Here is a 26336-nt window from a genome sequence, read left to right as displayed (position 1 = left end):
ATCAGGATTTCTTACGTTTGTCGAGCAGGTCCCTGTTCTCAATAGGGTTTTCCTCTCTTTTCAATGATTTTTCAATCCCTTCGATGTATTCCAAGGAATCATCCAAATAAAAATTAAGCTCCGGCACTCGCCTTAATTGGTGTTTGGTGCGTTGGGCCAATTCATACCGAATGGCAACTTGGTTTTCCTTGATGCCTTCCAACAGTTCTTTCGCTCCTTTGTTCGGAAAAATGCTCACATACACCTTGGCCAAGGACAGGTCAACGGTTACGGAAACTTTGGACACAGAGATCAAAGTTCCCTTAAGGCCTCCATCGGTAGCGGCACGTTGTAAGATATCGGCCAGGTCTTTTTGAATGATTCCAGCTATTTTTTTCTGTCTTTGTGTTTCCTCCATACTGCAAAAATAAGTGAATTAATGACTAACCTCACACTATTAACCATTTACAGTGTGTAATTTTGAAAAAAGGTGAACATTTAACACATATTACATCTCCTATGGATAAAATTGAACACATTGGAATCGCGGTAAAAAATTTGGAGGCGTCCAATGCTTTGTTTGAAAAGCTGTTGGGCGTGCGGCACTATAAAGTCGAGGAAGTGGCCTCGGAAGGGGTAAAGACCTCATTCTTTAAATCGGGGCCCAATAAAATTGAATTGTTGGAGCCGACAAATCCGGATGGTCCCATTGCCAAATTTTTGGAAAGGAAGGGGGAGGGCATCCATCACGTTGCTTTTGCGGTGGAGAATATTGTTTCGGAAATAAAACGATTAAAAGACGAAGGCTTTGTTGTTTTGAACGAAACGCCAAAAAAAGGGGCGGACAACAAACTGGTGGCATTTTTACACCCAAAGGGTACCAATGGCGTGCTGGTGGAGCTTTGCCAAGAAATAAAAGAAGGGAAGGGGCGTTAAAACCTTGCGCTGAAGAAAAATAAACACTAATATTGCATCCGCAAAATGCGGGTCCTATAGCTCAGCTGGTTAGAGCACCTGACTCATAATCAGGGGGTCCCTGGTTCGAGCCCAGGTGGGACCACCTCAACAAAGATAAGCCTTTCAAGCAATTGGGAGGTTTTTCTTTTTTATGTGGGTACAACATTTCAAAAACACCATTAAACCATTTCCTGACCATAGCTTACCTTCCAGAACCGGATCTTCTAAAGCTAACAAGCTTTCTATGGGAAGACTGCTGGCATCAGCTTTACTGTAATGCGGTTAAAATTGTTTTTGTAATGTTTTTTAAGTATTATTGTAATGAAAAGAAACCACTTTACATTACAAAAAATATAAAATAAATAGATGGCGAGTATAGAAGAACAAATACTAGCTCAAATTAAAAATAATGAAGAGGGCACAATATTCCTTACAGAAGATTTTGCCCAAATAGCAAATGCCAATGCACTACGTGTAGCTTTATATCGATTGGTAAAAAGAGGTGTTTTGTACAGGTTGGCAAGTGGCATCTATGTAAAACCTAAAACGAGCCAATTACTAAACCAAATAGTACTACCAAGTTTGAACGATATAGCGCAAGCCATAGCCAAACGCGATAAGGCACGTATTATCCCAACAGGCAGTTTTGCTATGCACGCTTTGGGGCTAAGCGAACAAATACCATTAAATGTAGTGTACTACACCGACGGTAAGGCCCGAAAAATTAAAATAGATAATAGAAATATTACGTTTAAAAAAGTTAGCCCCAAAAAGTTAGCTCTAAAGGGTAAAATAAGCAAATTGGCAGTATTGGCATTAACGGAAATAGGTAAAAACAGCGTAGCCAAAAGCGAGGAAGATAAAATTGTAAAACTTTTAAAAGAAGAAAATATTGAAGATTTAAGACATGATTTGCAGTTAGCACCTCAATGGATAGCAGAAATTATGGCAAAAGCATTATGATCAATGAGTAGTCTATTATTTTATAAAGCAAGTGCTGAAGAAAAACGATTGATTTTTCAAGAAGTAGCGAAACAAAAAAAGATTCAAGACTTTGCTGTAGAAAAAGATTGGTGGGTAACACAAACCCTCGATATTATCTTTTCGGATATGGACATTGCAGAACACCTGTTATTTAAGGGAGGTACATCATTAAGTAAGGCATGGCACTTAATACAACGTTTTTCAGAAGATATAGACTTGGCCCTAAACAGGGAGTATTTAGGCTTTGATGGCGGCTTAATCAGCAAATCTCAGGTAAAAAAGTTGCGAGAGAAATCCTTCGAGTTTGTAACCACCACATTTTATGAAGCCTTAAAAAAAGCATTTAAGGATAGAGGTTATACAGGCATAACCTTCGATTTTGAAAATTTAGGCGATGGCGATCAAGACCCAGTATCTATTTTAATTTATTACCCTGCTGTTACAAAACATTCAGAATATGTATTGCCACGAGTAAAAGTAGAATTAGGAAGTCGCTCCTTAAAAGATCCATTTACCAATTGCGAAATAATATCATTTGTGGGCAAGCAGTTTCCAGAACGTCCATTTGCAGATTCGGCGATTACCATACCCTGTGTAAATCCGGAACGTACCTATTTGGAAAAATTGTTTTTACTACATGAAGAGTTTAAAAAGCCGAAAGATAAAATACGTGTAGAGCGCTTAAGTAGACATTTGTATGACATTACAAAAATTTACAAAAGTGGGTATAAAGACAAAGCCTATAACCAAGAGCTTATAGTTTCAATTATAGAACATAGAGAAAGATTTAATGGTATAAGAGGTATAAACTATAGTGCACTATATCCGCCAAATTTAAATCCTCTGCCACCAGAAACATTTATAAAAAATTGGGGAGACGATTATAAATCGATGCAAACCAATATGATTCCTGAAGACAGTCCAAATTATAAGGATCTATTGGAAACCGTTAAACAGGCCGCCAAAGAATACAATACATTGAAGTTTGAATAAATGGGTATGTAGTTGCCAAGCAACCTATTGGCAATTAAGTATCTAATGGAAAAAGGACATGAGACGTATTAAATTTCAATATCTATTGATTTTGCTTGTTCTGTTCACTATTGGATGTAATTCCGATGACGACTCCCTTCCTACTTTGGGGGAGAACACCTTTGTTGCCCAAAAGGATGAGAACCTTTGGGAGGGCAGTACTGAACTTCAGTTGATGGAGAACGATACGTTGGTCTTTTTCGCCGTTGGGGAAGGGCTGGACAATGGAGTGTTAATGGTAAAGGCAAAGTTTAAAGGTGTGGGAAGCTATACATTAGAAAAGGAAAAGACACTCTATTACGATACAGTCGGCGGGGATGTCATCGTGGCACAATACACATTGCAAGAACCTGAAAATGCCGCTTTTGTAGTGGAGTCTTATAATGAATCTAATGGATCAGTGACCGGCAACTTTGCATTCGAGCTGTTTCCAAAGCCCCGGGGAGAAAAGAGCATTGAATATTTTTTACAGATTACCGAAGGCAGGTTTCGTGGAACTCTAATGGAATTTGACTAAGTGCCTTGTACCCTGGGTAACTGAACCTAAAGAATGATATACCCCGTAGTTATTCCTTCACCTATTTCTGTGACTCGAAAAATCCTTGGAAAATGAAGTATATTCAAATACTTTATAAAAGAACCTCTATTGCCTTATCCACCACAGAGGTGTCCAGTTCTTTTTGAATAGGCCTGAGTAATAGCCATGTTTTGATGCCCCTATGATTCGCTGATTACATCTGTTGCAATACCTTTTTGCTTAAGGCAATTGGCAAAGCTGTGACGAGCCACATAACTGGTAACAGATTTTTCAATTTAGGCCAATTCTGCAATAGTCTTTAAATCCTTGTTATAGTTTTTGAGCACTTTGGTCTTGCGGTTTTCAATCTGGTTTGGGGTAAGCTCGTCATGGAGCAAAATGGGAAAGACATATTTCGTGCCCAATGAATTTTTACGATAAATTATTCAACCTTTAGTCTCTCACCATCGGAATGTCCAGAAAACTCAGGGGCATACATGCTTTGCAAAGTCGCTATTCCTGTACCAAAGTTCCCACTGTTATTGACCCTCAATTGATACTCAAGAATATATGTCCCCTTCGGGAGACGGTCGAAGAAAAAATGGGTCGCGACATCTTTTGTGGATTGATAATACCCTAGTCCATCTTGCCATTTGTATTCAGAGAGTACATCAATGGGCTCTAAACCAGAAGCTCTGAGATCCTTGAGGTGAACAAATTCCAGTTCCTCATTGGAAGTAATTTCCAATCGAACCGTGAGTAGGTCGCCAAGATTTAATTTTAATTCTGGACCTATGGGCCTCAACTTTTCTCCATCTGTGGTTATTTCGGTGAGGAATATGTTTTTTCCAATCATCAAAGGACCATTTTCAGATTCAACAGTCTTGTCCAAATCCTCGAAGTATTGCCAATATATTCCTCCAAAGCCAGAAACTTTGCTCTTGTTTTGAATTTTGACCTCTGCCATTTCCGGTGATATCTCCTCCTCGGACCAAACAATTTTCATATAACCGGTCCCTGCTTCTTTCTCGGTCTGATTCATTTTTTTGGTTTGGATCTTTTGGTCCCCTATCAAGATCGAGGTGTTATCGGCTACCGATAACCAATCATTTCCTTGGATGAGCAATGCGTAGATGGCTTCCGTGGTTGCCTTTGTGGTATCCCACTGATGCGTTCTTTTGTTTTTTAATAGCCATAACTTTAAGCCATCAATGGTTTCATTGGTTGCCCCTATTTCGGTAAATGCCTCTATGAGCAACGCCTGGGTTTCAATGGGGGCTTGAAACCAATACCAACCTGATTTATTTGCCTTCCAATACATGCCGTTCTCTTCACTGTGCACTGCTTGTTCGTCGAGAGCCTCCAGAATTTTTTTTGCAATGTCCTTCTTGCCATACCTGTTCATGATGAGCGCAGTTAATCCTTTCTCATAAAGCGGTTTGGTCAACCATTTTTCCTCGCACAACGCTACGTACTTTGCTTGTATGGTTTTTAGTTCTCCGGTTACTGGATGACTTTCCAAAAAGAAACTTCTGGTATAGAGGTAATGGATATCGGCATTGGTCAAAGCAATTTGGGTGGAATCCATGGCCTCTTTCATCTTTTGCCTATAGTTCTTGACAAACTCCATGTCCAAATACTTCAAAGCGCTCTCTATAAGTTCTTTGGTATGGGAACTATTTTCACTCGTGACGTTCATCTTTTTCAAGTGTCCAAATCCGGCCACTATGTGCCTGGTGATAAAATTGCTTTCACGGCCTCCGGCGAACCATGGGAAACCTCCAGAAGCCAACTGTAGCTGTTTCAATTTGTTCATGGCTTGGGTTTGATGGTCAGTTAGGGCATTCTTTTCAAAAAGTCTACCCAGTCTGGCTTTGTTTTCACTTTCATTTTTAGCATCCCTTGCCCAAGGGGTTTCAGCAATTAAAATGGATTGTAATTCTTTATTTTTCTCCAAGGCACTTTTCTCTTGGCCAGTATCTGCCCAACCCTGAAACACTTCGGCTATTTTGGGATTGCTGTTTACAATGTGTTCCGCAATGGCATTGGCATAAAATCTTGAAAAGGTCTGTTCTGCACATTCGTAGGGGAATTCCATAAGGTAAGGCAGTGATTTTATGGCCGTCCATGCCGGATTTGAAGTGTATTCCAATGTAAATCGATGATGTTGGAGCGATGTGGAATTTTGTGTTTTCAATGGCTCCAGAACAACCTCTTTAGTACTATTGGGCAGGACCCAAATGGGTTTGGATTCGGTTATCAATATCCTGTTGGACAAAACAGGAATTACCATACTTTCCCCATCACTTTTATTTCCTGATTTAGCCAGCACTTTGAGCTGAACTGCGTTTGTGTTTTCAGGGATATGTAGCTTCCAAGAAACGTTTACATCGCTGTTGGGGGAAATATTGAAGTTTTGGGTTTGATCATTTCCGAAGACTTTCTGGTGCAATGGTTTCATGGTTGCCGCATCGAACAGTTGCAGGATGGCAACACCGGATTGTGGATCGGAGGTGAGATTGCTGATTTTGGAGGAAAATACCAAGGTGTCCTTTTCCCTTAAAAAACGGGGATAGTTTGGAACAATGCTCAGGTCTTTCTGGGTTATGGCTGTTTTTTCCAATTGGCCAAGCTCCAAATCCTTGGTATGGGCAAGCATCATAAACCGCCATTTGGTCAGGGCCTGTGGGGAATCAAAATTGATGTTGATGGCACCATTGGAATCCGTTGTGAGATTGGGCAAGAAAAATGCCGTCTCCTTCAGGTTAGTTCTGGCCTCTACCTGCAGGGCATTTTCAATACCTTTTTTGGTCGTTATGATGACCACACCATTGACTCCTATTGAACCATAATTTGCCGTGGCAGAATCGCCCTTTAACACGGTGATGTCCTCAATATTGGAAGGAAGAATGGTCACTTTGTTCAATCCATCCGAACCAAATTCGACGGGAACACCATCAATGACAAAGAGGGGCCTATTTTTAGAGTTCAAGGAGGTCATTCCCCGAATGATGACTTGAGTTCCTGCACCTGTATTTCCAGCAGCCTCAGTAATTTGCACTCCGGCCACTTTACCGGCAAGTTTGTTTTCAATATCAGCACTTATACTGTAGGCATTGATATAAACTGCACCGGTCAAATCTTTTTTGCGCTGAACCCCCAGAGCTGTGATAACGACTTCATCCAAAGCTTGGGAATCCTCTTCCAAAGCTATGTTCACGGAGTTTGATTGCGTTATGGGAACAAGCTCACTTTTAAAACCGATATAGCTGAAAACCAATTCGGAACCCATGGGGGCTTCGATGGAATAAAAGCCATCAAAATCGGTCTGTGTCCCTGTGGAGGCACCATTTACAATGACGTTCACACCAGGTAGCGGTATCCCGTCCGAATCCATCACAATACCACTGATGTTGCCTTCTGCCTTTGGGGGTTGAAATGTCTTGAGCTTGAGTTTTTGGAGATAACGATCATTATCATATTGCGTGCTTCCAAAATCGAGTCCAAACCAGTTGAGCTGATGATAGTTTTTAAGAAAAGTAAGTGAGTTTAGTGGTGGTGTGTAATGGAACTTTCTAAAATTCGTGGTGGTAAAGGAATAGCCATCATCTATTCTCGGTGCATAGGCACTACGGTAATATTGATGTCCTAATCGGTTGTCCCAATCGTGCTGCTTAAATTGGTCCAGAGAAGTATCGTACATACTTGCCAAGACTTCCGCATTGGCACCCTTATTATCTGAATTGGTAATCCTGAAGCTCCATGTTTCTTTTACATCGGGATCAAGTTTGTTTCTAAAGCTTATCGTTTCGACGGTAAGCCCTTTAGTCACTTCAGGAAAGTTTACCGCAAATTGTTTGGAGTAAAGACTATTGAATTTTACAAAATACAAATTGAACTCCAATTTGTCCTTATAGTCTTTTTCAACAGGAACCTTTATAAATGAAGTTCCTTTTTTAATGTCAATTTCATTGCTGTACACCTTCTTTTCATTACAATATCCTTCCAAGAAAAACTTTAGGTTCTCTGCTGCGGTACTAATTTGAAGGTGTACGAAGCCATCTCTTTTATAGGCACTATTGACAAGTTTGTAATCAAAAAGCTGACTTTTGGATGCGAACGCCTCGTTGTTGCCATATACATCAAACCCTTGTTCAATTTTCACCGTGTCCTTTAATTGGTCCACAGCCGTAAGCGTGATAGTATAGGATCCGGCTTGCCATCCCTTCATGTCTCCCAGAACTATATTTTCCTCACCATTGGTTTCGATTTGTTTTCTGAGTACCATTTCTTCTTTGGGCCAATGTTCCTTTAGGTCGAGGCTATCAAATGGTTCATGGGGAAAAAGCTGTCGATACCTTTCTTTTTCCATTATCTGGCCTTCTGGTAAACCCCAAGGTTTTTTTCGGAATACGTGATCAGGTTCTTTAAGGCGAAATATCTCTATCTCCAATTGGGCAGGTATGGGTTGGGAATTCAGGTTTTGAGCAGTTACACTTATACTGTTCGATTCTTCCTTGTTCAATGTAGCGGCCATCTTGAGATTGGCCTGTAGATTATGATAGCCTACCCGGACAGTTGTTTCGGCGGTCCTTGTTTCTCCATTGATATCAGTGACATCCGCCTTGACATCATAGGAATAAATGGGCCTGTGCGTTTTGGAAATGGTGGAATCGGGAATGGATACAAATGGAATTTCAAAGCCTCCTTTCCCCTTTGTTTCAACCTCACCTTGGGCTATGATCTGTGGCTCACCTTGATAATACAGACTACCACGCAATGAGGTCAAATTTCGTTTTATGGTGTATTGGACCTTCGCATTTTTAATGGCCGTACCAAGCAGTGCATTGGCATTGCCCTTGACAACAACGGAATCCCCGACCAGAAGGTTTTCCTTTACCTTTTCAAAATTCACTTCAAATCGTGGTCTTTTGTACTCCTCCACCGAGAAATAGACTTCGGCCATTTCAAAATCATCGATTTTGTACCAGTAGGGGTCCTCATCCTCTTCATCGGTTCCGTAATCTTCATCCATTTCGATTAAGAACTCACCTGTAAGTACATTGCTGGGTATTTCATATTGGCCATGGACAGAACCAAAGTCATTGGTCTTTAATCGTATTTCTTTGATTTCCTCATTATTGGCGTCATAGATGAACAAGGTCACCCAAGTGTTCGGCACAACCTTGGTTTTCCCCTTTTTTTGTTCCGTTAGGATTCCCTTGAAATAAAGGGTTTGTCCCGGGCGATATATACTTCTATCCAAAAAGAGTGACATTTTGGCCAGGCGCTTATCCTCATTATTGGAATAGTTGCTTTTTGAATACAGCCTTTGGTCGTAGTTTACAATGGTGTCATGCTCTTTGATGGCCACGACTTTTAAATTATAGAAATCTTTTTTTGGTCGTTTTACCGAGAAAGAGCCCCTAGCATCGGTCTCTCCCGTTTTAACGTAGTCCTCGTCATCGGTCAAGGTAAGTTTGGCTCCGGGAATTGGGTGTCCGTTTGACCGGTCCAGTAATTTAAAATCGAGACTGTTCTCGGCCATGGTGGAGAGCAACACCAAGTTTGTGGCTTGGACTTTTTCATACGCATATATTTCATTGAGGGCTATTGGATTCTCAACTTTGGATGCAATGATTAAGTGGCTGCCCAAAGGAAGTTCAGGAAAGTCAATCTCTATGTCGTGACTATAGAAATCCTTTTTCTTTTGTAGGCTGTAAAACCTATCGGCCATGTGTTTCGTGTTTTTGATCACGTTCAGGGCAAGACTGTCACGCTTATACGAGTAGGAGTCCGTAAAATATTCGTTAGGGATGGGGTATATGGAGATATAAAGGGAATCTACATTTTTAAAAGTGACCTTTCCAAGAAATGGTCTATTGGGGATGATATTTTTCTCCATCTCAATATCCAATTCTTGTTTTTCAATCTTGGTCTTTAAAATTTTGCAGAGCAGACCACCATCCGAGTTTGGATATTTATCGATTACTTCTTTGCACAAGTTATAGGCCCTTACCCTTTGTTCCGCAAGTAGCGGGTCATTTTTTGCATTGTTGCTATTGGTCGCATTGAACAAGCTTTCCGCGATTTCATAGGCTATGATTCCAGAGACTCTGTGGTCAGGATATTTGTCATTTAACCTTTGCAACCCATTCAGGTACAATCTATCTCTATCTTCCAGGGGTGAGTTATCCCTTGAAAACTTCAACCTTTGGATCACCACATCCACATACGCAATGGTATCCTTGCTTTTGTGAAAGGTTTCCAGTTCTTGGAACAGCTTTAAGGCCCTTTGATTCGAAAAAATACTGTCAACGGTTTTGAAGGGTTCTTTGACAAACTCTTCCGTGGATTCAAAAATCAAGGGGTCGTTAAGGAAAAACCGTTCTTCAAGCCTATTTACATACCATCGGTCGATTTTATGGAAGGACAGGGCCCTGTGCATCAAAAAATCGTAGAGGGTAGGCCTATACTTTTTGGAGGTATTGCTCTCCGTTAGAATGGCCTCGAACTTTTCAATTGGTATTTCTTTCAACTCATTGGAATGCTGCAATGATTGTTTGTGGAGTTCTCCAATATGGGCTACCAAGGTATTGGCATCCCACTTTTCAAAATCATCGGTTTCATCACTATTTAAAGTTTCCGTTCTATTTCGGATTTTATATTGATTATGAACGAGATATTGCTCCAAAAAACCTGCATACATGGATGTAAGAAGTGCATCGGTCGGAAATTTGGAAGTGTTGATATGCTCCTGTATTTCTTTGACGACCTGTTGCTGAGCATTTTCCTCAAGCAAAAGTGCGAACTTGGATTTGTAGGTAAAGCTCTTAACGATTTGATCACTATCGTTGGCTCTGTTACTCTTTTTAAGAATCTTATCTACAACTTCGGAGGCACTTTTAAACTTCCCTTCGAGTTCAAGCTGTTCAACCTCCTTCCAAAGATTATTGTATTTGGTTTGTGCTGTGGTACATTGGAGTCCTATAATTAGGAATAAAAGAAGTAATGGTTTTTTCATGGTGGTCAATTTTCCTGAAAGAACTAAAGTTACACTCTTAAGTTCAAGTGCCAATGAGTGTACCTATCATATGGGTTAGGTAAGGGAACAAAACCATCGATTTATGGCAACTGATTCAATGTCAACTGGAAATTATTAAAACTTCACTGAATTTCCTCTACCGTTTAATTGATTGTGTCGTTTACAATTTCCCTATTGACATCCAACTCTTTCTCCAAATAATATAATCCATCCAGATACGGGGTATATTGTGTGATTGCAACCCCAGTCTTAGAGCGGGTATAATAAATGTTCCTACCTTTGATGTCCTTCCATTTCAATTTCATCATATCGGCAAAGTTCATTCCACGAGTATAAAAGCTAAAAACAAAATAGTTCTTGCTGTTCAGAAGCTCTGGATTTTCAGAAAGGTCAACATTGATTATTTGTTTTACCTCTTCAAAGGTAAGGGCGCATTTGGCGCCCCTTCCTTTCAATCTCGACACTTTATATGCCCGAAAAAGATAAAGGGATTCCTTTACGATGTTTCTTCTGATGGCATGGTTGTACAATGCCCTTATGGAGCGCATCCTCACGCCAATACCGCCATCTGTGCCACCTTGTGAACGCAGATAGGCCTCATACTTTTCAAGAAAGGCCGAGGTAATGTCCGTAAAAGAAAGGTCTTTGTCAAACTTTAAATATCTCTGGACGGATTTACTGGTATCGTTGTGAAAGCGGGCATTGCCCATACTACCAGCTAGTTTCAACTCCTCCACTATTTCATCCCAAGTATAGGCAGAACTTCGGAAAAGGCTTCATTTTTTAACCCCAAATCTTTATTGTAACATTTTGTAACAATAAAGAAAAATACCATATCTTAGTGATATCATTCGCAGTGATAATTTGATCTTTATAAGGGTAACCGTAACCTATGTAAGGTTTCAACCTTTTGAAAATCAAACACTGACAGTAATGCATAAAAACAACTAAACAGAATTAGAATGAAAAAAATGTTAAAAAAACTAAGTAAGTTCCGCATTAAATTGATGCTTGTGGTCTTGACCTTGCCCTTAGCGGGAATCGGTCAAGAAGTTGGTTCAATGGAGCGACTGGTCTCTCCTGAAATTGCCGATGACAACACGGTAACTTTTAGAATTAAGGCACCAAAGGCAGAAAAGGTAGCCTTATCCGGCAATTGGATGCCAATGGTACCCAGTAAGGGAGTGGGAATGACCCGAAAGACCGTAGCGCTGAGCAAAGATGAAAATGGAGTTTGGTCCACTACGGTTGGCCCACTGGAACCAGAACTTTATGGGTACACTTTTGTCGTAGATGATGTTAACACTTTGGATACCGCCAATTTATTGGTTGCTCGCGACGGAGCATTTAGGACAGAAAATGTGCTGTACATTCCAGGTGAAGCCTCTGAACTCTATTGGGCCAAAACAGGACCAAAAGGGACCGTTCACAAAATTTGGTACGAGTCTCCGACCTTGGACTTAACCCGTAGAATGTATGTATACACACCACCGGGGTATGCCGATAACAATAAAAACTATCCTGTTTTGTATCTATTGCATGGTGGAGGTGGAGACGAAGAGGCATGGCCAACCCTTGGGGTTGCAAACCATATCTTGGACAATCTTATTAATTCAGGAAAAGCCAAACCCATGATCGTGGTAATGACCAATGGTAATCCAGGTCAAGCCGCCGCTTTAACGGTAAGCCCCAAACTGGAACCTTCAACACAACCCGTAGGGGGCATGGCAAATATGTTGTTCGAAAAAAGTTTGGTCAATGACGTGATTCCTTACATTGAATCACATTTTCGAGTGAAAGCCAACAAAGAGAATCGTGCTTTGACCGGCTTGAGCATGGGCGGCCTACAGACCATGAACACCTCTTTTGAAAACCCCGAGCTGTTCGATTATATTGGGGTTATGAGTATGGGATTTGCCGACCTCAGTCGTTTTGGAATTGAGGTGGACCATTCTAAAAGAGGTGAGCAAATAGAAGCTTTAAAAGCTGCCGACCCTGAACTTTATTGGATTGCTTGCGGAACGGACGATTTCTTGTACCAAAGTGTAGTTGATATGCGAAATGAACTGGACAAACACGATTTTGACTACACCTATCGCGAAAGCACCGGCGGACATACATGGTCCAATTGGAGAATCTATCTATCGGAATTCGCGCCGATGTTGTTTAAATAATAGGGTAAAAGGTATCTTGTATTCCCACTAAAACAAAATATAGATCTTTTTACTTTTTAAACCCTTTCAAGTCTTGGATTTGGAAGGGTTTTTTAATGAATTGAACATTTATCAAGAAACAGCACCTTTTTTCCGACATCAATTGAATCCCCAGAATTCACTAATTTGCTACAAAGGATAATTCTATGCTCACTGCCGAACAAAAACTCAAGGAGCGTATCAAGGAACTTACCTGTTTGTATGAGGTAACCTCCCTGATCGTCAACTGCGATTATGACGATATGGAAACCGCATTGCTTGGCATTGTGCAATGTTTGGAGCGCGCTTGGCAATTCGACAAGGAAACTTATGTGGTCCTTTCCACCTCCGATTATTCAATAAAAACAGAGGAAAAGGGCGATGCCTATGTTTTTTTGGAATCCGTCATTACCGTGTTCAATAAGCCCAAGGGTGAGATTAAGGTTGGGTATCCGTTCCCCAAATACCAGCTAAAGGATTTTTTAGAAGAAGAACAGCAACTGTTGGACAATGTGTGCCTAAAAGTGGGCAATTTGTTGGAACGTAAGGAAATCAAAGAAAAGGAAGAACATATCCGCAGACAGGTGGAGCAATCCGACAGGCTCCGAATCTTGGGAGAAATCACAGCGGGTATTGCTCACGAGCTCAATACACCACTGGCTAACATATTAGGTTTTACCGAACTCTTAAAAGAGCGGATAAGTAATGATGAACAGGCGCTCAAAGATTTGGACAAAATTATTACCAACACCATATTTTCACGGGAAGTAGTAAAAAAACTGATGTTCTTTGCCTGCGAAATGCCAGAGACCCGGGAAGTCATCAATGTGGTCGAGGTGATGGAGGAGGCCATCAATATGCTGCGGACCACCTTGAGGCAGAATGATGTCTCTTGCGAATTTGAGCATTCCGAAGACACCATTGAACTTCGTATTGATAAAATCCAGTTGACCCAAGTGGTCTTCAACCTTATTGTAAACGCCATCTATTTTGCACCGCCCAAAAGCACTATTTCCGTTTTTCTTGGAATCGAAAAGGAAAACATCATCCTAAAAATTGCCGATCAAGGCCCTGGCATTCCCGAAGAATCCATAGCGCACATTTTCGACCCTTTTTTTACGACCAAACCCGTTGGCGAGGGATCAGGATTGGGACTTAGTGTGGTGCACGGTATTGTTCAGAGCCATCAAGGAAGCATCGCGGTTAGGCCAAATACTCCAACAGGCACTATCTTTACATTGAAATTCCCAAAAAAGTAAACGCCTTGTTGAAAAACGAGAACATATTGCTGGTCGATGATGACATCGATATTCTTGAACTGTTGCAACGGCATTTAAAGTCGATGGACTACCATACCTACAAAGCCGTTTCGGTAAAAGAAGCGCTTTACATTTTAAAAGATACCGAGATAGATTTATTGGTAACGGACATCAATATGCCGGAGATAGATGGCTTTGAATTGGTAAAGTATGCTGCCGAACATTACCCAGATATGCCCAAATTGGTGGTAACGGGCTTTCCTTCGGTGGAAGATGCATCAAAAGTTATTCAGCATGGTGTAACGGACTACCTTACCAAACCCTTTACCAAAGTAGAGCTGGAAGATGCCGTAAAAAAAGCCTTTGCCAGCAAAGATGCCAAGGAGACCATTAAAACATCATCCAAAGAAAATATTGCCAAGGGCTATGCGGACATGATAGGAACCTCCGAAGCGTTCCAAAAGGTCACGGAAATTATAGACCGGGTAAAGGATAACCGAGCCACAGTTTTGGTTCGCGGGGAAAGCGGAACTGGAAAGGAACTTGTGGCAAGGGCTGTCCATTATTCGGGCAAGTTTGCCCGGGCTCCTTTTATTGCGGTAAACTGTGGTGCCATCCCAGAGAACCTTTTGGAAGCAGAGCTTTTCGGTTACACCAAAGGTGCCTTTACGGGGGCCAACGAAAATCGCAATGGTTTTTTTCAGGCAGCGCACAAGGGAACTATTTTTTTGGATGAAATAGGAAACGCCCCCTTGCCTGTTCAAAATAGATTGCTGCGGGTGCTTCAGGAAAAAGAAGTGACCAAAATAGGCTCGCAAAAACCTGAAAAATTGGATGTGAGGGTTATAGCTGCCACCAATAGTGATTTGGAAGAACTAATTCAAAAGAAAACATTTAGGGAAGACCTTTATTACCGCCTTTCCGTGGTTACGGTAGATGTGCCCCCCCTTAGGGAACGCTCCTCCGACATTCCTTTGTTGGTCGACAAGTTTATGCAGAAGTATGGCATTGAATATAAAGATCGCTTTGTTCGCATTGCTGATGACGCCCTTGACGTTTTGGAACGATATTCTTGGCCAGGCAATATCCGTGAACTGGAAAATGTTGTGCAACGCGCCGTTATTATGTGCGATGGCAAAATTACTTTGGAGCATTTGCCCGATGAATTAAAGTATAAAATAGACTTCCCAAAAAAAGGTTTTAAAACGCTTCAAGAAAAGGAAAAAGAGTATATTCAAGAAGTGCTCCTGTCCACCCAAGGAAACAAAACCAAAGCAGCTGAAATTTTAGGAATCAACCGGAAAACGCTTCGCGAAAAATTGAAATAACTACTGGGGCATTTTACCCCGACCGGGTAAAAAGTACCCGCCTTTGTTTTTCTTTCACGGAACTAAATAAAAGTTAAACATCTTATAATCATATATTTATGATTTATGATATGCCCGTATTACTGTAAATGGCACAAGGGTTGCATTTATATGGGCAAAATGCTGGGATGCTGTTGAGGTGTCCCGTCCGTTAAGAACTGGAAATGAAATACGGAAGCCTGATCATGGAGAAAAAGGATTATGTAACGCTTAAACGAATACTGAACTTTCATAGGTATTATGAGGACTATGCCCACAAAGATGCCTTGGAAAAGTTGAGCGACAGAATTGACAAGGCTTTGGTGGAGGATGAGTCGGATATTCCAGATGATGTGGTTCGGTTAAACTCAAAAGTTACGGTCGAATTTGTAAATGGAGCACGTCAAATGTTTCAATTGGTTCCATCGACACGGGGTAATCTTAAAAACAATATGATATCTGTTGTGAGTGCCATGGGAGCAAGTTTGGTCGGGCTTGCAGTTGATGATACTGTTCAAATCGGTACTCCTTCGGATTCGAGATCCTTTAGGATAGTGGACGTGGAGCAATCACACCAATTATCGTCCAGTTTTGATTTTTAAAATGCAGTACAAAATAATTTGTAAACCTTAAATATATATAGTTATGAGAATAATAGTTTTAGCACTTCTGTTCGTGGTAGCAACCACAAATATCAACGCACAAAATGTAACCCCTCAAGAAGTAAAAGTTGGTGATATATTGGAGATTGGCCGTCCCGATGCACCCCAGTACAAGCACATTGATTTCCCCCGTGCCAACTTCATTATTAAAAAAGGAGGCATTGCCAATTATAAAAGAGTAGAGGGAAACAAAGTGGTGGTAACCGCCATAAAGGAAAAAAGGGATGGCACCGTGGAAGTGAGAATAAAAAAGACCGACGGTAAAAGATTCTTTAACAGCCACCCTGTGGTTAAGGCAGATTTGAAAAATGCACTTGAGTCGGGAGAGTTAAGTGTACTGTAGTTGATTGATGATTTCCGCTCAGCTCAAAGCATTTAGGTTTGCTCAATTAGATGGTTAGCTAATGGCTGGGCGGATTTATTCAAATAAATCCAAGTTCAATTCTATAGAAACAACAAAAAAAGCAAAGAATGCCCAAAAAAATGTCCATAAAACAGCGAATAAACGCAGGTTTCATACTGGCTGCGGCATTTATATTGGTGCTTGCTTCCAACCGATTGAACCAACGTAATTTTTCTACCGTAGAACAAAGTGTAAACTCAGTTTTTGAAGATCGTTTGGTGGTTCAGGAATACATTTATAGGCTCAATAATCTATTTCATAAGAAAGAACTGGCCTTGGCCAAAAATGAGTTAAACACGAACATGCTTGCGGAATCTTCCGATATAGAAAAAATACTTTCAGATTTTGCAAAAACAGAATTAACGGTCAAGGAATCGAGGTACTTATCGGACTTGAGAAGCAGCTATTCCGAGCTTCAAGAGATGGAGAAAAACCTATCGGTCAAGAATGCATCCGGAAGCGCAGAAATGAAGCGTGATATCTCATCAAAGCTGACCAGGATTAACAATGACCTTGATGAACTTTCCGAGGTCCAACTTTCAGAGGGAAGACAATTGACCCAACGATCCCAGAGGTCTCTTGGCATGAACCAATTATTATCACGTTTGGAAATAGTGTTCTTGGTCATTATCGGAATACTTTTTCTTCTTATTGTATTCCATCGTGAAAAACGAGGTATGCAACTGGTGGAAAAGGATTCTTAGGGTTTTCCAAGCTTCAAATAACCTCCAAAATGGATTGGGCATTCCCATTAAAAACAAAGTTTTCACCCTTTTCCTTTCCTAGCAACAATCTGGCTATGGGAGCGTTGGCCGAAATACAGTAAACAACACCATCGGTATACTTAAAAGCACCTGCGGAGATGGCTATAAAATAATCGGCCACACTTGTTTTTACCAGAGAGCCCAAACATATTTTAGCTGACAACTTATCAATATTGATTTTATTCAAGATGCTTCGGGTTGCATCGAGTTCCAGCAATTGTTGACCCAGCTTTTCCTGTTCCAATTGCACCATGGCCCTTCCTGTTTCATGCTTGTCACCTGCCGAACTTTTGGTTTCGGAACCCAAGGATTCCCGGAGTTCATCGCCCTGTTTTTTGAGACGTTCGGTTCGCTCGTCCAAATGGCTCCAGCAGAAGTCTAAAAGTGCTTTTTTCATAATTTGATTAGGCAAAGGTAAGTCGGAAAACGGTTTCAACATTAGGAACAGAACGTACCTGAATACCTCCTCCGTGAAGTTGCATCACCCTTTTGGAAAGACTTAGGCCAATACCCGTTCCTTCGCTTTTGGTGGTAAAAAAGGGAACAAATATTTCGTCCATTACCTCGGGGGATATCCCAGGACCGTTGTCCTTAATATCAATATATTTTGAGCCGTTTTCATCGACTCCAGCAACCATTTGCACTTTTCCGCCGCTGGTGGACTCAACAGATTGCAGTCCGTTTTTTGCCAAATTGATCAACACTTGGGAGATTTGTTTTTCATCAATATAAAACTCCAAATCCTCTGGGTGGCAAAGTATATTGAACTCGCTTTCGCCTTCAAGCAGCCGGGCAGACATGAGCACATCTATCTTTTCCAGTAAGTCCTTTCCTTTCACAAGGGTTTTGTTCGGGTCCGGTACGTGCAATAGGCTTCGGTAAGATTGCACAAAGTCCATTAAATCTCCACCCTGTTCTTTGATGACCTCCAATCCTTTCAACGTATTTTTTATCTGGCTTTCCTCCAGCTCTTCCATTGGGGTGATTTTGCCTCCTTTTCGGTAGTATTTAATAATGGAATCCGATATGGAAGCAATGGGGGTAATGGTATTCATAATTTCATGTGTAAGCACACGGATGAGTCGTACCCAAGACTCGGTTTCTTTTTCGTCCAGTTCCTTATGGATGTCTTGGACTACCACTAGCAGTAAAGATTGACCGTCCAACCTTAAAGGGGTGGACTTTAGGGCCAATTGTGTTTGTTCGCGCTCATTGGACAATTGGAACAACTTGCGTTGAAAAGGCCGAAAGTCTTTAAAGATTTCGTACAGATTTTCATCCACTTGCTTTAACTGTTTGATGTGGTTCAAGGGTGTATAATCCAACAACTGCTCTAAAGTGGGATTGGCGAAAAGAATATGCCCCTTCTCATTGTAGGTCATGATGCCGATACTGGCCTGTTTCAAAATTTCTTGATAGTACTGCTCCCGTATCTGGAGTTGCATGTGGACTTCTTGGATAAGGCCATTTACACGGTTTAGGCTCTTGTTCAGTTCTTTAAAAGATTCAATCGTAACACCTTCTGGAAAGCGTAGGGTAAAATCCTCATTTTTAATGGCATCAAAAAAGTATGAGATTTTTCTATTGGTCCGATTTATAAAGGTAATTAGTGAGAATACTTGGACAATCATTAAAATGGTACAAAACCCAGAGGTAAAATACCATTTATAGGCCAATGAAAAGGCCATTGCAATGGCTGTTAGGGTGAGGAGAACTACCCGGACAATAAGCTGAATATAAAAGTTTCTGCTTGCCATCAGTCGTTCCTTTTCTTCAACTTGTTATAAAGCGTTTGTCGGGAAATGCCCAATTGTTCGGCTGCGGCACTGTAATTGCCCTCATTCTGTTCCAAAGCCCTAAAGATCATTTGTTGTTCCATTTCGTTGAGGGTCATGGGCTCGCTGTCAAAAGAATGCATGGGCTTGGCATGCAACAGAAAATCGGAGGGTTTTAAAACATTGCCATCAGAAAGGATAACGGCTCGTTCCATGGTATGCTGCAACTCCCTAATATTGCCCGGCCACGGGTATTCCATCAGTTTTTCCTGTGCCAACTGATTGATTCGCAAGCCGCTCTTATCATATTTATGGGCAAATTTTTTGAGAAAAAAATCCGCCAGCACCAGAATGTCCTCATCCCGTTCCCTTAGCGGAGGTACTTCAATATGGATAGTGTTGATGCGGTACAGGAGATCTTCCCGAAACAATCCATCCGCGACCATTTGCTCCAAATTGCAATTGGTGGCACATATTAACCGAATATCTACATCAATGGATTTATTGGAACCCACCCGAACTACGGATTTGTTTTGGATGGAAGACAATAATTTGGCCTGCATTTGAAGCGAAAGATTCCCGATTTCATCCAAAAACAGGCTTCCTTGATGTGCGGCCTCAAACTTGCCGGCCCTATCTTCTTTGGCATCGGTAAAGGCACCTTTGGTGTGTCCAAAAAGTTCACTTTCGAACAGGTTTTCGGCAATGGACCCCATATCCACCCCAATAAAAACCTCATTTTTTCGAGTGGATAATCGATGCAGCTCCCGGGCAATCAATTCTTTTCCGGTACCATTTTCTCCTGTGATGAGGACGTTAACATCGGTTTTGGCCACTTTGGCCACGAGGTTCAGAACAGAAGTCAATGCCTTGGACTGGCCAATGATATAATTTCGTCCTTCGTTGATGACCTGCTTTAGGTTGTTCTCTTTTTTCTTTAGGTTGTGTATTTCTTGTTTCGATTTTCTCAACTCGTAGGCCGATTTCACCGTGGTCATCAACCGTTCGTTGTTCCAAGGCTTCAGCACAAAGTCGGATGCCCCTTGCTTGAGTGCCCTAACCGCTAAATCCACGGCACCGTATGCCGTCATCATGATCACCGAGGTATTGGGCGATTTCTTTTTGATCTCGTTGAGCCAATATAATCCTTCGTTGCCCGTGTTTACCCCAGCGGAAAAGTTCATGTCCAAGAGCACAATGTCAATATCATGTAAGTTAGGGAAAGAGGAAATCTGGTTGGGATTAAAAATGGTTTGGACGCTTTTGTACTCAAACTGCAAAAGAATTTCCAAAGCACTCAACACGCTCTTGTTGTCGTCAACCACTAAAATTCTGGCATCAACCATAGGGCTTTAGGTTCATATTGAAAGCTAAAGCTACTAATTGCTTCGATATGTTTTATATACCTGTAAAACATTTGGACATTTTTTGTACAAAATTTTTACACTTACTTAATGATAATTGTTCAATTTTGATTGTAAATATCTGATAATCAGATTAAAAATATTTTGGCACAAGAATAGACGGTAATTTGGCACAGGATAAAACTATGAGCCTAAAAACATACATTACAACTTTATTATTATTTACATCCTTGATCGGGTTTTCGCAAGAGGTTTGGACGCTGGAGGAGTGTGTGGACTATGCCATTGAACACAATCTTCAGGTTAAGAATACGTCTTTTGGCAACGAATCCAGCAGGGAATCTTATAGACAGTCCATCAGGGACTTATTGCCGACCGTAAGTGGTTCCACCAATTATACCATTAGATATGGTAGGTCTGCCGACCCACAGACCAACGATTATGTGAACACGGATTTCTTCAGTAACAATTATTCGCTCAATGCCAATTTGGACCTGTTCCGTGGTTTTCAAAAATTGAATACCATAAGAGCCTCCAAATTTATTTATAAGGCAACCCAAGAAGATATTCTGCAAGAAAAGTTCTTATTGGCCTTTAGGGTAATGAGTGCTTTCTACGACATCAAATTTTACGAAGGTTTAGTGGCCAACTCCTTGGAGCAACTTGAAATTTCCCAAGGAAACTACGATTTGGTTGAAAAACAGGTGGAACTTGGGTTAATGGCGGGTGCCGATCTTTATGAAGCGGAATCCAATCTTTTGGGCGACAAACTTTTATTGACCCAGAACAGAAACCTGCTTACCAACGCCAAACTGATTTTGATTCAGGAAATGAATTTAACCGAAGCTTCGGATATAAAACTACAGGAAAACCTGGAACAAGCTTCGGTGAACCAAACTGTTGCTTTGGACTCCCTGTACCAATCTGCAAGAGGATTTGTGCCTTTGGTAAAATCGCAAGAGCATAGGGTAACAGCGGCCAAAAAGCAGTTACAGGCCACAAGGGGAACCCTATTTCCCTCTTTATCACTTGTCGCAGGGTACGGAACCAGCTATTTTGAGACCAATGTGGATGAAAACGGCAATGTTATCCCGTTTAAAACACAGTTCAACGACAACTCTTCAAAGTTTGTGGGTGCACAATTGAACATCCCCATAAGCAACGGATGGGCGAACCACTCTCAAGTAAAACAGCAAAAAATTGCCTATATGCAGGCCAAGAACAACTTGGAGATCCAGGAGCAGGAACTCTTTAAGCTATTGCAGCAATTGGTTCAGGATAATCGGGCACTAATTGCTGAATATGAACAAAGCACCAAAAAGGTAGAAGCCCAGCAACTGGCCTTCACCATAGCCCAAAAAAGATATGAGAAAGGACTGATCAATGCCTTGGAGCTATTTCAGGCAAAGAACCTTTACGGTGTTGCACAGAACGAAAATTTGCAGGTAGGTCTAAGATTAAAAGTCAACCAAAGCACCATAGATTTTTATAGCGGGCTGCCCATTTTTAATATCAACTAAAAACAACCATGGATATACAATTAGAAAAAAAGAAAGGACTTAAACTAAAACACTACGGTTATATCGCATTGGGGATATTACTCTTGTTTGTTGGCTATAAATTGATTTTTGCCAGTTCCATGTCCACCTTTAGAACAGAAAAGGAACGTTTGTCCATTGCCACTGTGACCAACGGTAAGTTTGATGACTATATTACCATAAATGGTAACGTTGCCCCCATCGCTACAATTTATATGGATGCTTATGAAGGAGGACGTGTTTCCGAAAAGTTGATTGAGGAAGGATCCATGGTCAAGAAAGGGGACATTATCCTAAAACTGGAAAACATGGCCCTGTACGAGCAGATTTTGGCCAGTGAAAGCAACTTGGCATTAAAGCAAAACGACCTGCGTTCCACCAAACTCACCTTCGACTCCAGACAGGTTGAAGGCAAAAAATCCTTGGCCACTGCACAATACGATGTACAGCGATTGAAACGCGCGTACGAGCAAAACAAGGAATTGTACGAGGAAGAATTGATTTCCAAGGAAGTTTTTCTAAAAGCAAAGGAAGATTACGAACTGGCACAAAAGCAATATGAAATTGTAAAACTACAAACAGAACAGGATGATGAATTGCGTGAAACATCCCTAAAAGGTTTGGATGCCGACCTTGAACGTATGCAAAAAACACTTTCCATGGTTTACGAACGTTTGGACCACCTTAATGTGCGGGCTCCTGCGGACGGACAATTGGGATTTTTGGACGCAGAAATTGGCCAGAATATTTCACAGGGACAACGTATAGGACAAATTAACGTGCTTACCGATTTTAAGATTGAAGCAGATATTGACGAGCACTATATTGATAGAGTAAAAAGAGACCTTTCCGCCACTCTGGAACGTAACGGCAACGAATACAAACTGCGTTTGCGCAAGGTGTATCCAGAGGTTAGGAACGGTAGGTTCCGTGTGGATTTGGTTTTTGTTGATGACAGACCGGAAACCATACGTGCCGGACAGAGCTATAACATACGGTTGCAGTTGGGCGAATCCAATGATGCTTTGTTGTTGCCAAAAGGGGGGTTCTTCCAGAGCACTGGCGGACAATGGGTATTTGTGATAAACCCCGATGGAAACGAAGCAATTAAGCGCAATGTGCGATTGGGAAAACAAAACTCAAGATACTATGAGGTCCTCGAGGGGCTTCAACCAGGAGAACAGGTCATTACCAGTAACTACGATAGTTTTGGCGATGCGGAACGGATTGTGTTAAAGTAATCCGTGGAAATGTAACAATCATCAAAAACGAACAGTCTCTATAATAAAACAAAAAACAACCATCAAAAATGATAAAGATAACAGACCTTAAAAAAAGCTTCCGAACAGAGGAAGTGGAAACCTTGGCCTTGAACGGAGTGAACTTAAAAGTAGAGGAAGGGGAATTTGTAGCGATCATGGGCCCATCCGGATGTGGAAAATCCACTTTGCTGAACATCATCGGGATGCTGGACAACCCAACCGAGGGCAGCTACAATTTTGCAGGGCACGAAGTAGGTGGACTAAAGGAAAGCCAACGCACCCAGCTTAGAAAAGGGAATCTTGGATTTGTGTTCCAGAGCTTCAACTTGATTGACGAACTTACAGTTTTTGAAAATGTGGAACTTCCCTTGATCTATCTTAAAATGAACAAGGCCGAGCGCAAGGAAAAAGTGTTAAAGGTATTGGAGCGTATGAAGATTGCGCACCGGGAAAAACACTTTCCACAGCAATTATCTGGTGGTCAGCAGCAGCGGGTGGCCATTGCTCGGGCCGTAGTGACCAATCCAAAATTGATCTTGGCGGATGAGCCGACGGGTAACCTGGATTCCAAAAACGGTATCGAGGTCATGAACCTGTTGACGGAACTCAACCAAGAAGGAACCACTATTGTTATGGTAACGCACTCCGACCGGGATTCACATTACGCACACAGGGTCATTAACCTTTTCGATGGCCAAATTGTGACCGAAAGCCAGAACAAGCCAATGAAAAGTATGGTATAGGAGTTTATTCACTTGCCCTGAGCGAGTTTATGCTGAGCGTAGTCGAAGCAATGGGTCAATCAAAAAACGAAAAGTCATGTTTAAAAATCACTTAAATATTGCCTGGAGAACCATCAAAAAAGATAAACTCTTTACTTTTATCAAAATAGGTGGTTTTGCCGTAGGTATAGCCGCCTGCCTATTAATTGCGCTATTTATTCGTAACGAGGTCAGCTACGACCAGCATTATGCCAAGAAAAATCAAATTTACAGAGTAGTTTTTCAAGGAGAGATCCAAGGCGAGGTAATGAAAAGCACGCACTTCCAATTGCCTTTTGCCGATGCGCTTCAATCCGATTTTCCCGAAATAATCAAAGCGGGAAAAGTAAACACCATAGAGATATTTGGTGCTGGCAAACGTGGGTTTAGGTTAACCGGAAAAAAAGAGAATACCTTTGAGGAGAACTTTATTCTTGCCGATCAAGAAGCATTCGATATTTTGGAAATACAACTGGAGCAGGGAGACCCTGCAACAGTTTTAACGGAACCCAAAAGCATTGTTCTTTCCAAATCCAAGGCCGAGAAGTACTTTCCTAATGGCAATGCTTTGGAGCAAACCATATTTTTGGACAACGACACTTCGACCCCGTATACCGTAACAGGGGTAATGGAGGATGTGCCCGAGAGTTCCCATCTTGATTTCGATTTTCTTCTTCCCATTGAAGACACCAACCAAAGCTGGACCAACCAGAATTATTTCACTTATGTATTGGTAAACCCCAATACCAATATTCAAGAGTTGGAACAAAAAATGACTTTGATCGTTGAAAAATACATCATTCCAGCTCAAATGAAACGAGGACGTTCGGCCAATTTTATAGATGTTTTGAGAACGGCCGAATATAAACTCCAACCGATAACGGACATCTATTTAAAATCGGACCTAAAAATGCAGGACGGACTCAAGCATGGCGATGTTAAGTTTGTTTGGCTTTTTGCTGCCATTGCCATTTTTGTACTGCTCTTGGCCATTATTAATTTTATCAATCTTTCCACGGCCAAATCGGCCAATAGGGCCAAAGAGGTTGGGCTTAGAAAAACCATTGGGGCGTTCAGGAACAATCTGGTAAACCAATTCCTAACAGAATCAGTGGTTTTTAGCATTATCTCCTTTGTTCTGGGAGTTGTACTAGCTTGGGTGTTGTTACCTACTTTTAATGAAATTGCTTCCAAAAACATGGAGCTTCCCTGGTCCGCATGGTGGTTTGCCCCTATGTTGTTGGTGTCAGCTTTACTGGTCGGAGTTTTGGCAGGGTTATATCCAGCGTTCTATTTATCAGCTTTTAGACCTGCGAATGTCTTAAAAGGAAAATTGAGTGTAGGAAGTAAAAGCGGAAAGTTAAGGAGCGGATTGGTGATCTTTCAATTTACAACTTCGGTGATTTTGATTATCGGGACTTTGATCATTTACCGTCAGATGGATTTTATCGTAAGCAAGGAATTGGGGTATGACAAGGAACGTGTTGTAGTGCTTGAAGGAACCAATATCCTGGGAAACAAAATAGAATCTTTTAAAGAACAGCTCGCGTCATTATCACAAGTAAAGAGCGTAACCTCCACTAACTATTTACCCATTGATGGCGGCAGTAGAAACGGAAACACCTTTAACGTAGATGGGCAAGATGACGGCGGAAGGGGTGTTCCCGCCCAAATTTGGAGAGTGGATTACGATTATATCAAAACGCTGGGTATTCAACTCGAAAAAGGAAGGGATTTTTCCAAGGACTTTGCCTACGACTCCATCAATTCCATTATTATCAATACCAAAATGGCCTCGGAATTGGGCCTGCAGGACCCAATCGGCAAAACATTGGATAATAGTGGTCAAGTTTTTGAAATCATCGGGGTTATAGAGAATTTCCATTTCAAATCCCTGAAAGAGGATATCTCTTCACTTTCGTTGGTCATAGGAGAGGATGTTGGTGCCGTTTCCGTAAAATTGGAAAAAGGAGACCCGACAGAAGCCTTGGCCTCCATTGAACAAGTTTGGAACAGAAATGTACCAAATCAAGCACTCAATTATTCTTTTCTGGAACAGGAGTTTGCCCAAATGCACGAAGATGTTCAACGCATGGGTAAAATATTCAACAGTTTTGCCATTTTTGCCATCCTTGTGGCCTGTCTGGGTCTGTTTGCCCTTTCAGCCTTTATGGTGGAGCAGCGTAGAAAGGAAATAAGTATTCGCCGTGTTCTGGGAGCTCCCTTCAAAAACATTTACAAACTGCTCACACTCGACTTTTTAAAATTGATCATCATTTCTATATGTATTGCCATCCCTATTGGTTGGTATTTGATGAATAGATGGCTGGAAGGTTTTGCTTACCGCATCAGTATTGGCTGGGAAATATTTTTAACCGCAGGGCTCATAGCGCTTGGCATTGCAATAGTTACCATCAGTTATCAATCTATTGGAGCTGCCTTGTTAAAACCCACCAAAGGTTTACGTTCAGAATAATCAATCAAAAACCCAAGAAA

Annotated in this window: 21 protein-coding genes and 1 tRNA gene; 15 read left to right on the top strand and 7 right to left on the bottom strand. The window is 41.3% G+C overall.

What is annotated here, in order from left to right; all coding sequences use genetic code 11:
• Position 1: 1 nt before the first annotated feature.
• Positions 2–397 (bottom strand): 30S ribosome-binding factor RbfA, encoded by a 396-nt coding sequence (rbfA, locus tag VM932_RS00340; RefSeq protein ID WP_119607165.1) that lies wholly within the window; start codon positions 395–397, stop codon positions 2–4.
• A gap of 101 nt (positions 398–498) precedes the next feature.
• Between rbfA and mce the strand changes: the two genes are divergently transcribed.
• From mce to VM932_RS00315, 5 genes are all read left to right on the top strand, one after another.
• A complete protein-coding gene (mce, locus tag VM932_RS00335; RefSeq protein ID WP_326276581.1) occupies positions 499–915 on the top strand; it encodes a methylmalonyl-CoA epimerase in 417 nt (138 codons plus the stop codon).
• Between the two features lie 50 nt (positions 916–965).
• Positions 966–1039, top strand: a tRNA-Ile gene (locus VM932_RS00330).
• Positions 1040–1302: 263 nt separating this feature from the next.
• Positions 1303–1899: a DUF6088 family protein gene (locus VM932_RS00325; RefSeq protein WP_326276580.1), complete on the top strand. Its 597-nt coding sequence runs from the start codon at positions 1303–1305 to the stop codon at positions 1897–1899.
• 3 nt (positions 1900–1902) lie between these two features.
• Positions 1903–2913: a nucleotidyl transferase AbiEii/AbiGii toxin family protein gene (locus VM932_RS00320; protein ID WP_326276579.1), complete on the top strand. Its 1011-nt coding sequence runs from the start codon at positions 1903–1905 to the stop codon at positions 2911–2913.
• Positions 2914–2971: 58 nt separating this feature from the next.
• Positions 2972–3469 (top strand): DUF6252 domain-containing protein, encoded by a 498-nt coding sequence (locus VM932_RS00315; protein WP_326276578.1) that lies wholly within the window; start codon positions 2972–2974, stop codon positions 3467–3469.
• Positions 3470–3765: 296 nt separating this feature from the next.
• Here the strand turns inward: VM932_RS00315 and VM932_RS00310 are convergent, their stop codons facing one another.
• The 3 genes from VM932_RS00310 to VM932_RS00300 form a co-directional block, all read right to left on the bottom strand.
• Positions 3766–3894: a hypothetical protein gene (locus VM932_RS00310; RefSeq protein ID WP_326276577.1), complete on the bottom strand. Its 129-nt coding sequence runs from the start codon at positions 3892–3894 to the stop codon at positions 3766–3768.
• Between the two features lie 17 nt (positions 3895–3911).
• Entirely contained in the window at positions 3912–10493 is a 6582-nt protein-coding gene (locus tag VM932_RS00305) for an alpha-2-macroglobulin family protein (RefSeq protein WP_326276575.1), read from the bottom strand.
• Positions 10494–10657: 164 nt separating this feature from the next.
• Positions 10658–11251, bottom strand: a complete 594-nt coding sequence (locus VM932_RS00300; RefSeq protein ID WP_326276574.1) for a site-specific integrase — start codon at positions 11249–11251, stop codon at positions 10658–10660.
• A gap of 225 nt (positions 11252–11476) precedes the next feature.
• Between VM932_RS00300 and VM932_RS00295 the strand changes: the two genes are divergently transcribed.
• From VM932_RS00295 to VM932_RS00270, 6 genes are all read left to right on the top strand, one after another.
• Positions 11477–12688 (top strand): esterase, encoded by a 1212-nt coding sequence (locus tag VM932_RS00295; protein ID WP_326276573.1) that lies wholly within the window; start codon positions 11477–11479, stop codon positions 12686–12688.
• 185 nt (positions 12689–12873) lie between these two features.
• Complete coding sequence (locus VM932_RS00290; RefSeq protein WP_326276572.1) at positions 12874–13965, top strand: sensor histidine kinase; 1092 nt, start codon at positions 12874–12876, stop codon at positions 13963–13965.
• A gap of 5 nt (positions 13966–13970) precedes the next feature.
• A complete protein-coding gene (locus VM932_RS00285; RefSeq protein ID WP_326276570.1) occupies positions 13971–15293 on the top strand; it encodes a sigma-54-dependent transcriptional regulator in 1323 nt (440 codons plus the stop codon).
• 203 nt (positions 15294–15496) lie between these two features.
• Positions 15497–15913 (top strand): GreA/GreB family elongation factor, encoded by a 417-nt coding sequence (locus VM932_RS00280; protein ID WP_326276569.1) that lies wholly within the window; start codon positions 15497–15499, stop codon positions 15911–15913.
• A 43-nt stretch (positions 15914–15956) separates the two neighbouring features.
• Positions 15957–16316 (top strand): hypothetical protein, encoded by a 360-nt coding sequence (locus tag VM932_RS00275; RefSeq protein WP_326276568.1) that lies wholly within the window; start codon positions 15957–15959, stop codon positions 16314–16316.
• A 128-nt stretch (positions 16317–16444) separates the two neighbouring features.
• Positions 16445–17080, top strand: a complete 636-nt coding sequence (locus VM932_RS00270; RefSeq protein WP_326276567.1) for an MCP four helix bundle domain-containing protein — start codon at positions 16445–16447, stop codon at positions 17078–17080.
• A 13-nt stretch (positions 17081–17093) separates the two neighbouring features.
• Here VM932_RS00270 and VM932_RS00265 read toward each other — a convergent pair whose 3' ends face one another.
• Genes VM932_RS00265 through VM932_RS00255 form a run of 3 tightly spaced genes read right to left on the bottom strand, consistent with a single transcriptional unit; the run spans position 17094 to position 20261 of the window.
• Positions 17094–17537, bottom strand: a complete 444-nt coding sequence (locus tag VM932_RS00265) for a 3-oxoacyl-ACP synthase (protein ID WP_326276566.1) — start codon at positions 17535–17537, stop codon at positions 17094–17096.
• Positions 17538–17544: 7 nt separating this feature from the next.
• On the bottom strand, positions 17545–18897 hold the full coding sequence (locus VM932_RS00260; protein ID WP_326276565.1) for a sensor histidine kinase: 1353 nt from the start codon (positions 18895–18897) through the stop codon (positions 17545–17547).
• Positions 18897–20261 (bottom strand): sigma-54-dependent transcriptional regulator, encoded by a 1365-nt coding sequence (locus VM932_RS00255; protein ID WP_326276564.1) that lies wholly within the window; start codon positions 20259–20261, stop codon positions 18897–18899. The genes VM932_RS00260 and VM932_RS00255 overlap by 1 nt, the downstream gene beginning before the upstream one ends.
• A 203-nt stretch (positions 20262–20464) precedes the next feature.
• Here VM932_RS00255 and VM932_RS00250 point away from each other — a divergent pair, with 203 nt between their 5' ends.
• From VM932_RS00250 to VM932_RS00235, 4 genes are all read left to right on the top strand, one after another.
• A complete protein-coding gene (locus VM932_RS00250; RefSeq protein ID WP_326276563.1) occupies positions 20465–21799 on the top strand; it encodes a TolC family protein in 1335 nt (444 codons plus the stop codon).
• An 8-nt stretch (positions 21800–21807) separates the two neighbouring features.
• Complete coding sequence (locus VM932_RS00245) at positions 21808–23058, top strand: efflux RND transporter periplasmic adaptor subunit (protein WP_326276562.1); 1251 nt, start codon at positions 21808–21810, stop codon at positions 23056–23058.
• Positions 23059–23126: 68 nt separating this feature from the next.
• Positions 23127–23822 (top strand): ABC transporter ATP-binding protein, encoded by a 696-nt coding sequence (locus tag VM932_RS00240; protein ID WP_163624374.1) that lies wholly within the window; start codon positions 23127–23129, stop codon positions 23820–23822.
• A gap of 76 nt (positions 23823–23898) precedes the next feature.
• Complete coding sequence (locus VM932_RS00235) at positions 23899–26316, top strand: ABC transporter permease (RefSeq protein ID WP_326276561.1); 2418 nt, start codon at positions 23899–23901, stop codon at positions 26314–26316.
• The last annotated feature ends 20 nt before the right edge of the window (positions 26317–26336 follow it).

The sequence above is a fragment of the Flagellimonas halotolerans genome (assembly GCF_035818535.1).
Lineage (GTDB): Bacteria > Bacteroidota > Bacteroidia > Flavobacteriales > Flavobacteriaceae > Flagellimonas > Flagellimonas halotolerans.
The sequence above is the reverse complement of the archived record's forward strand: the minus strand, read 5'-3'. Positions and strand labels throughout refer to the sequence as shown.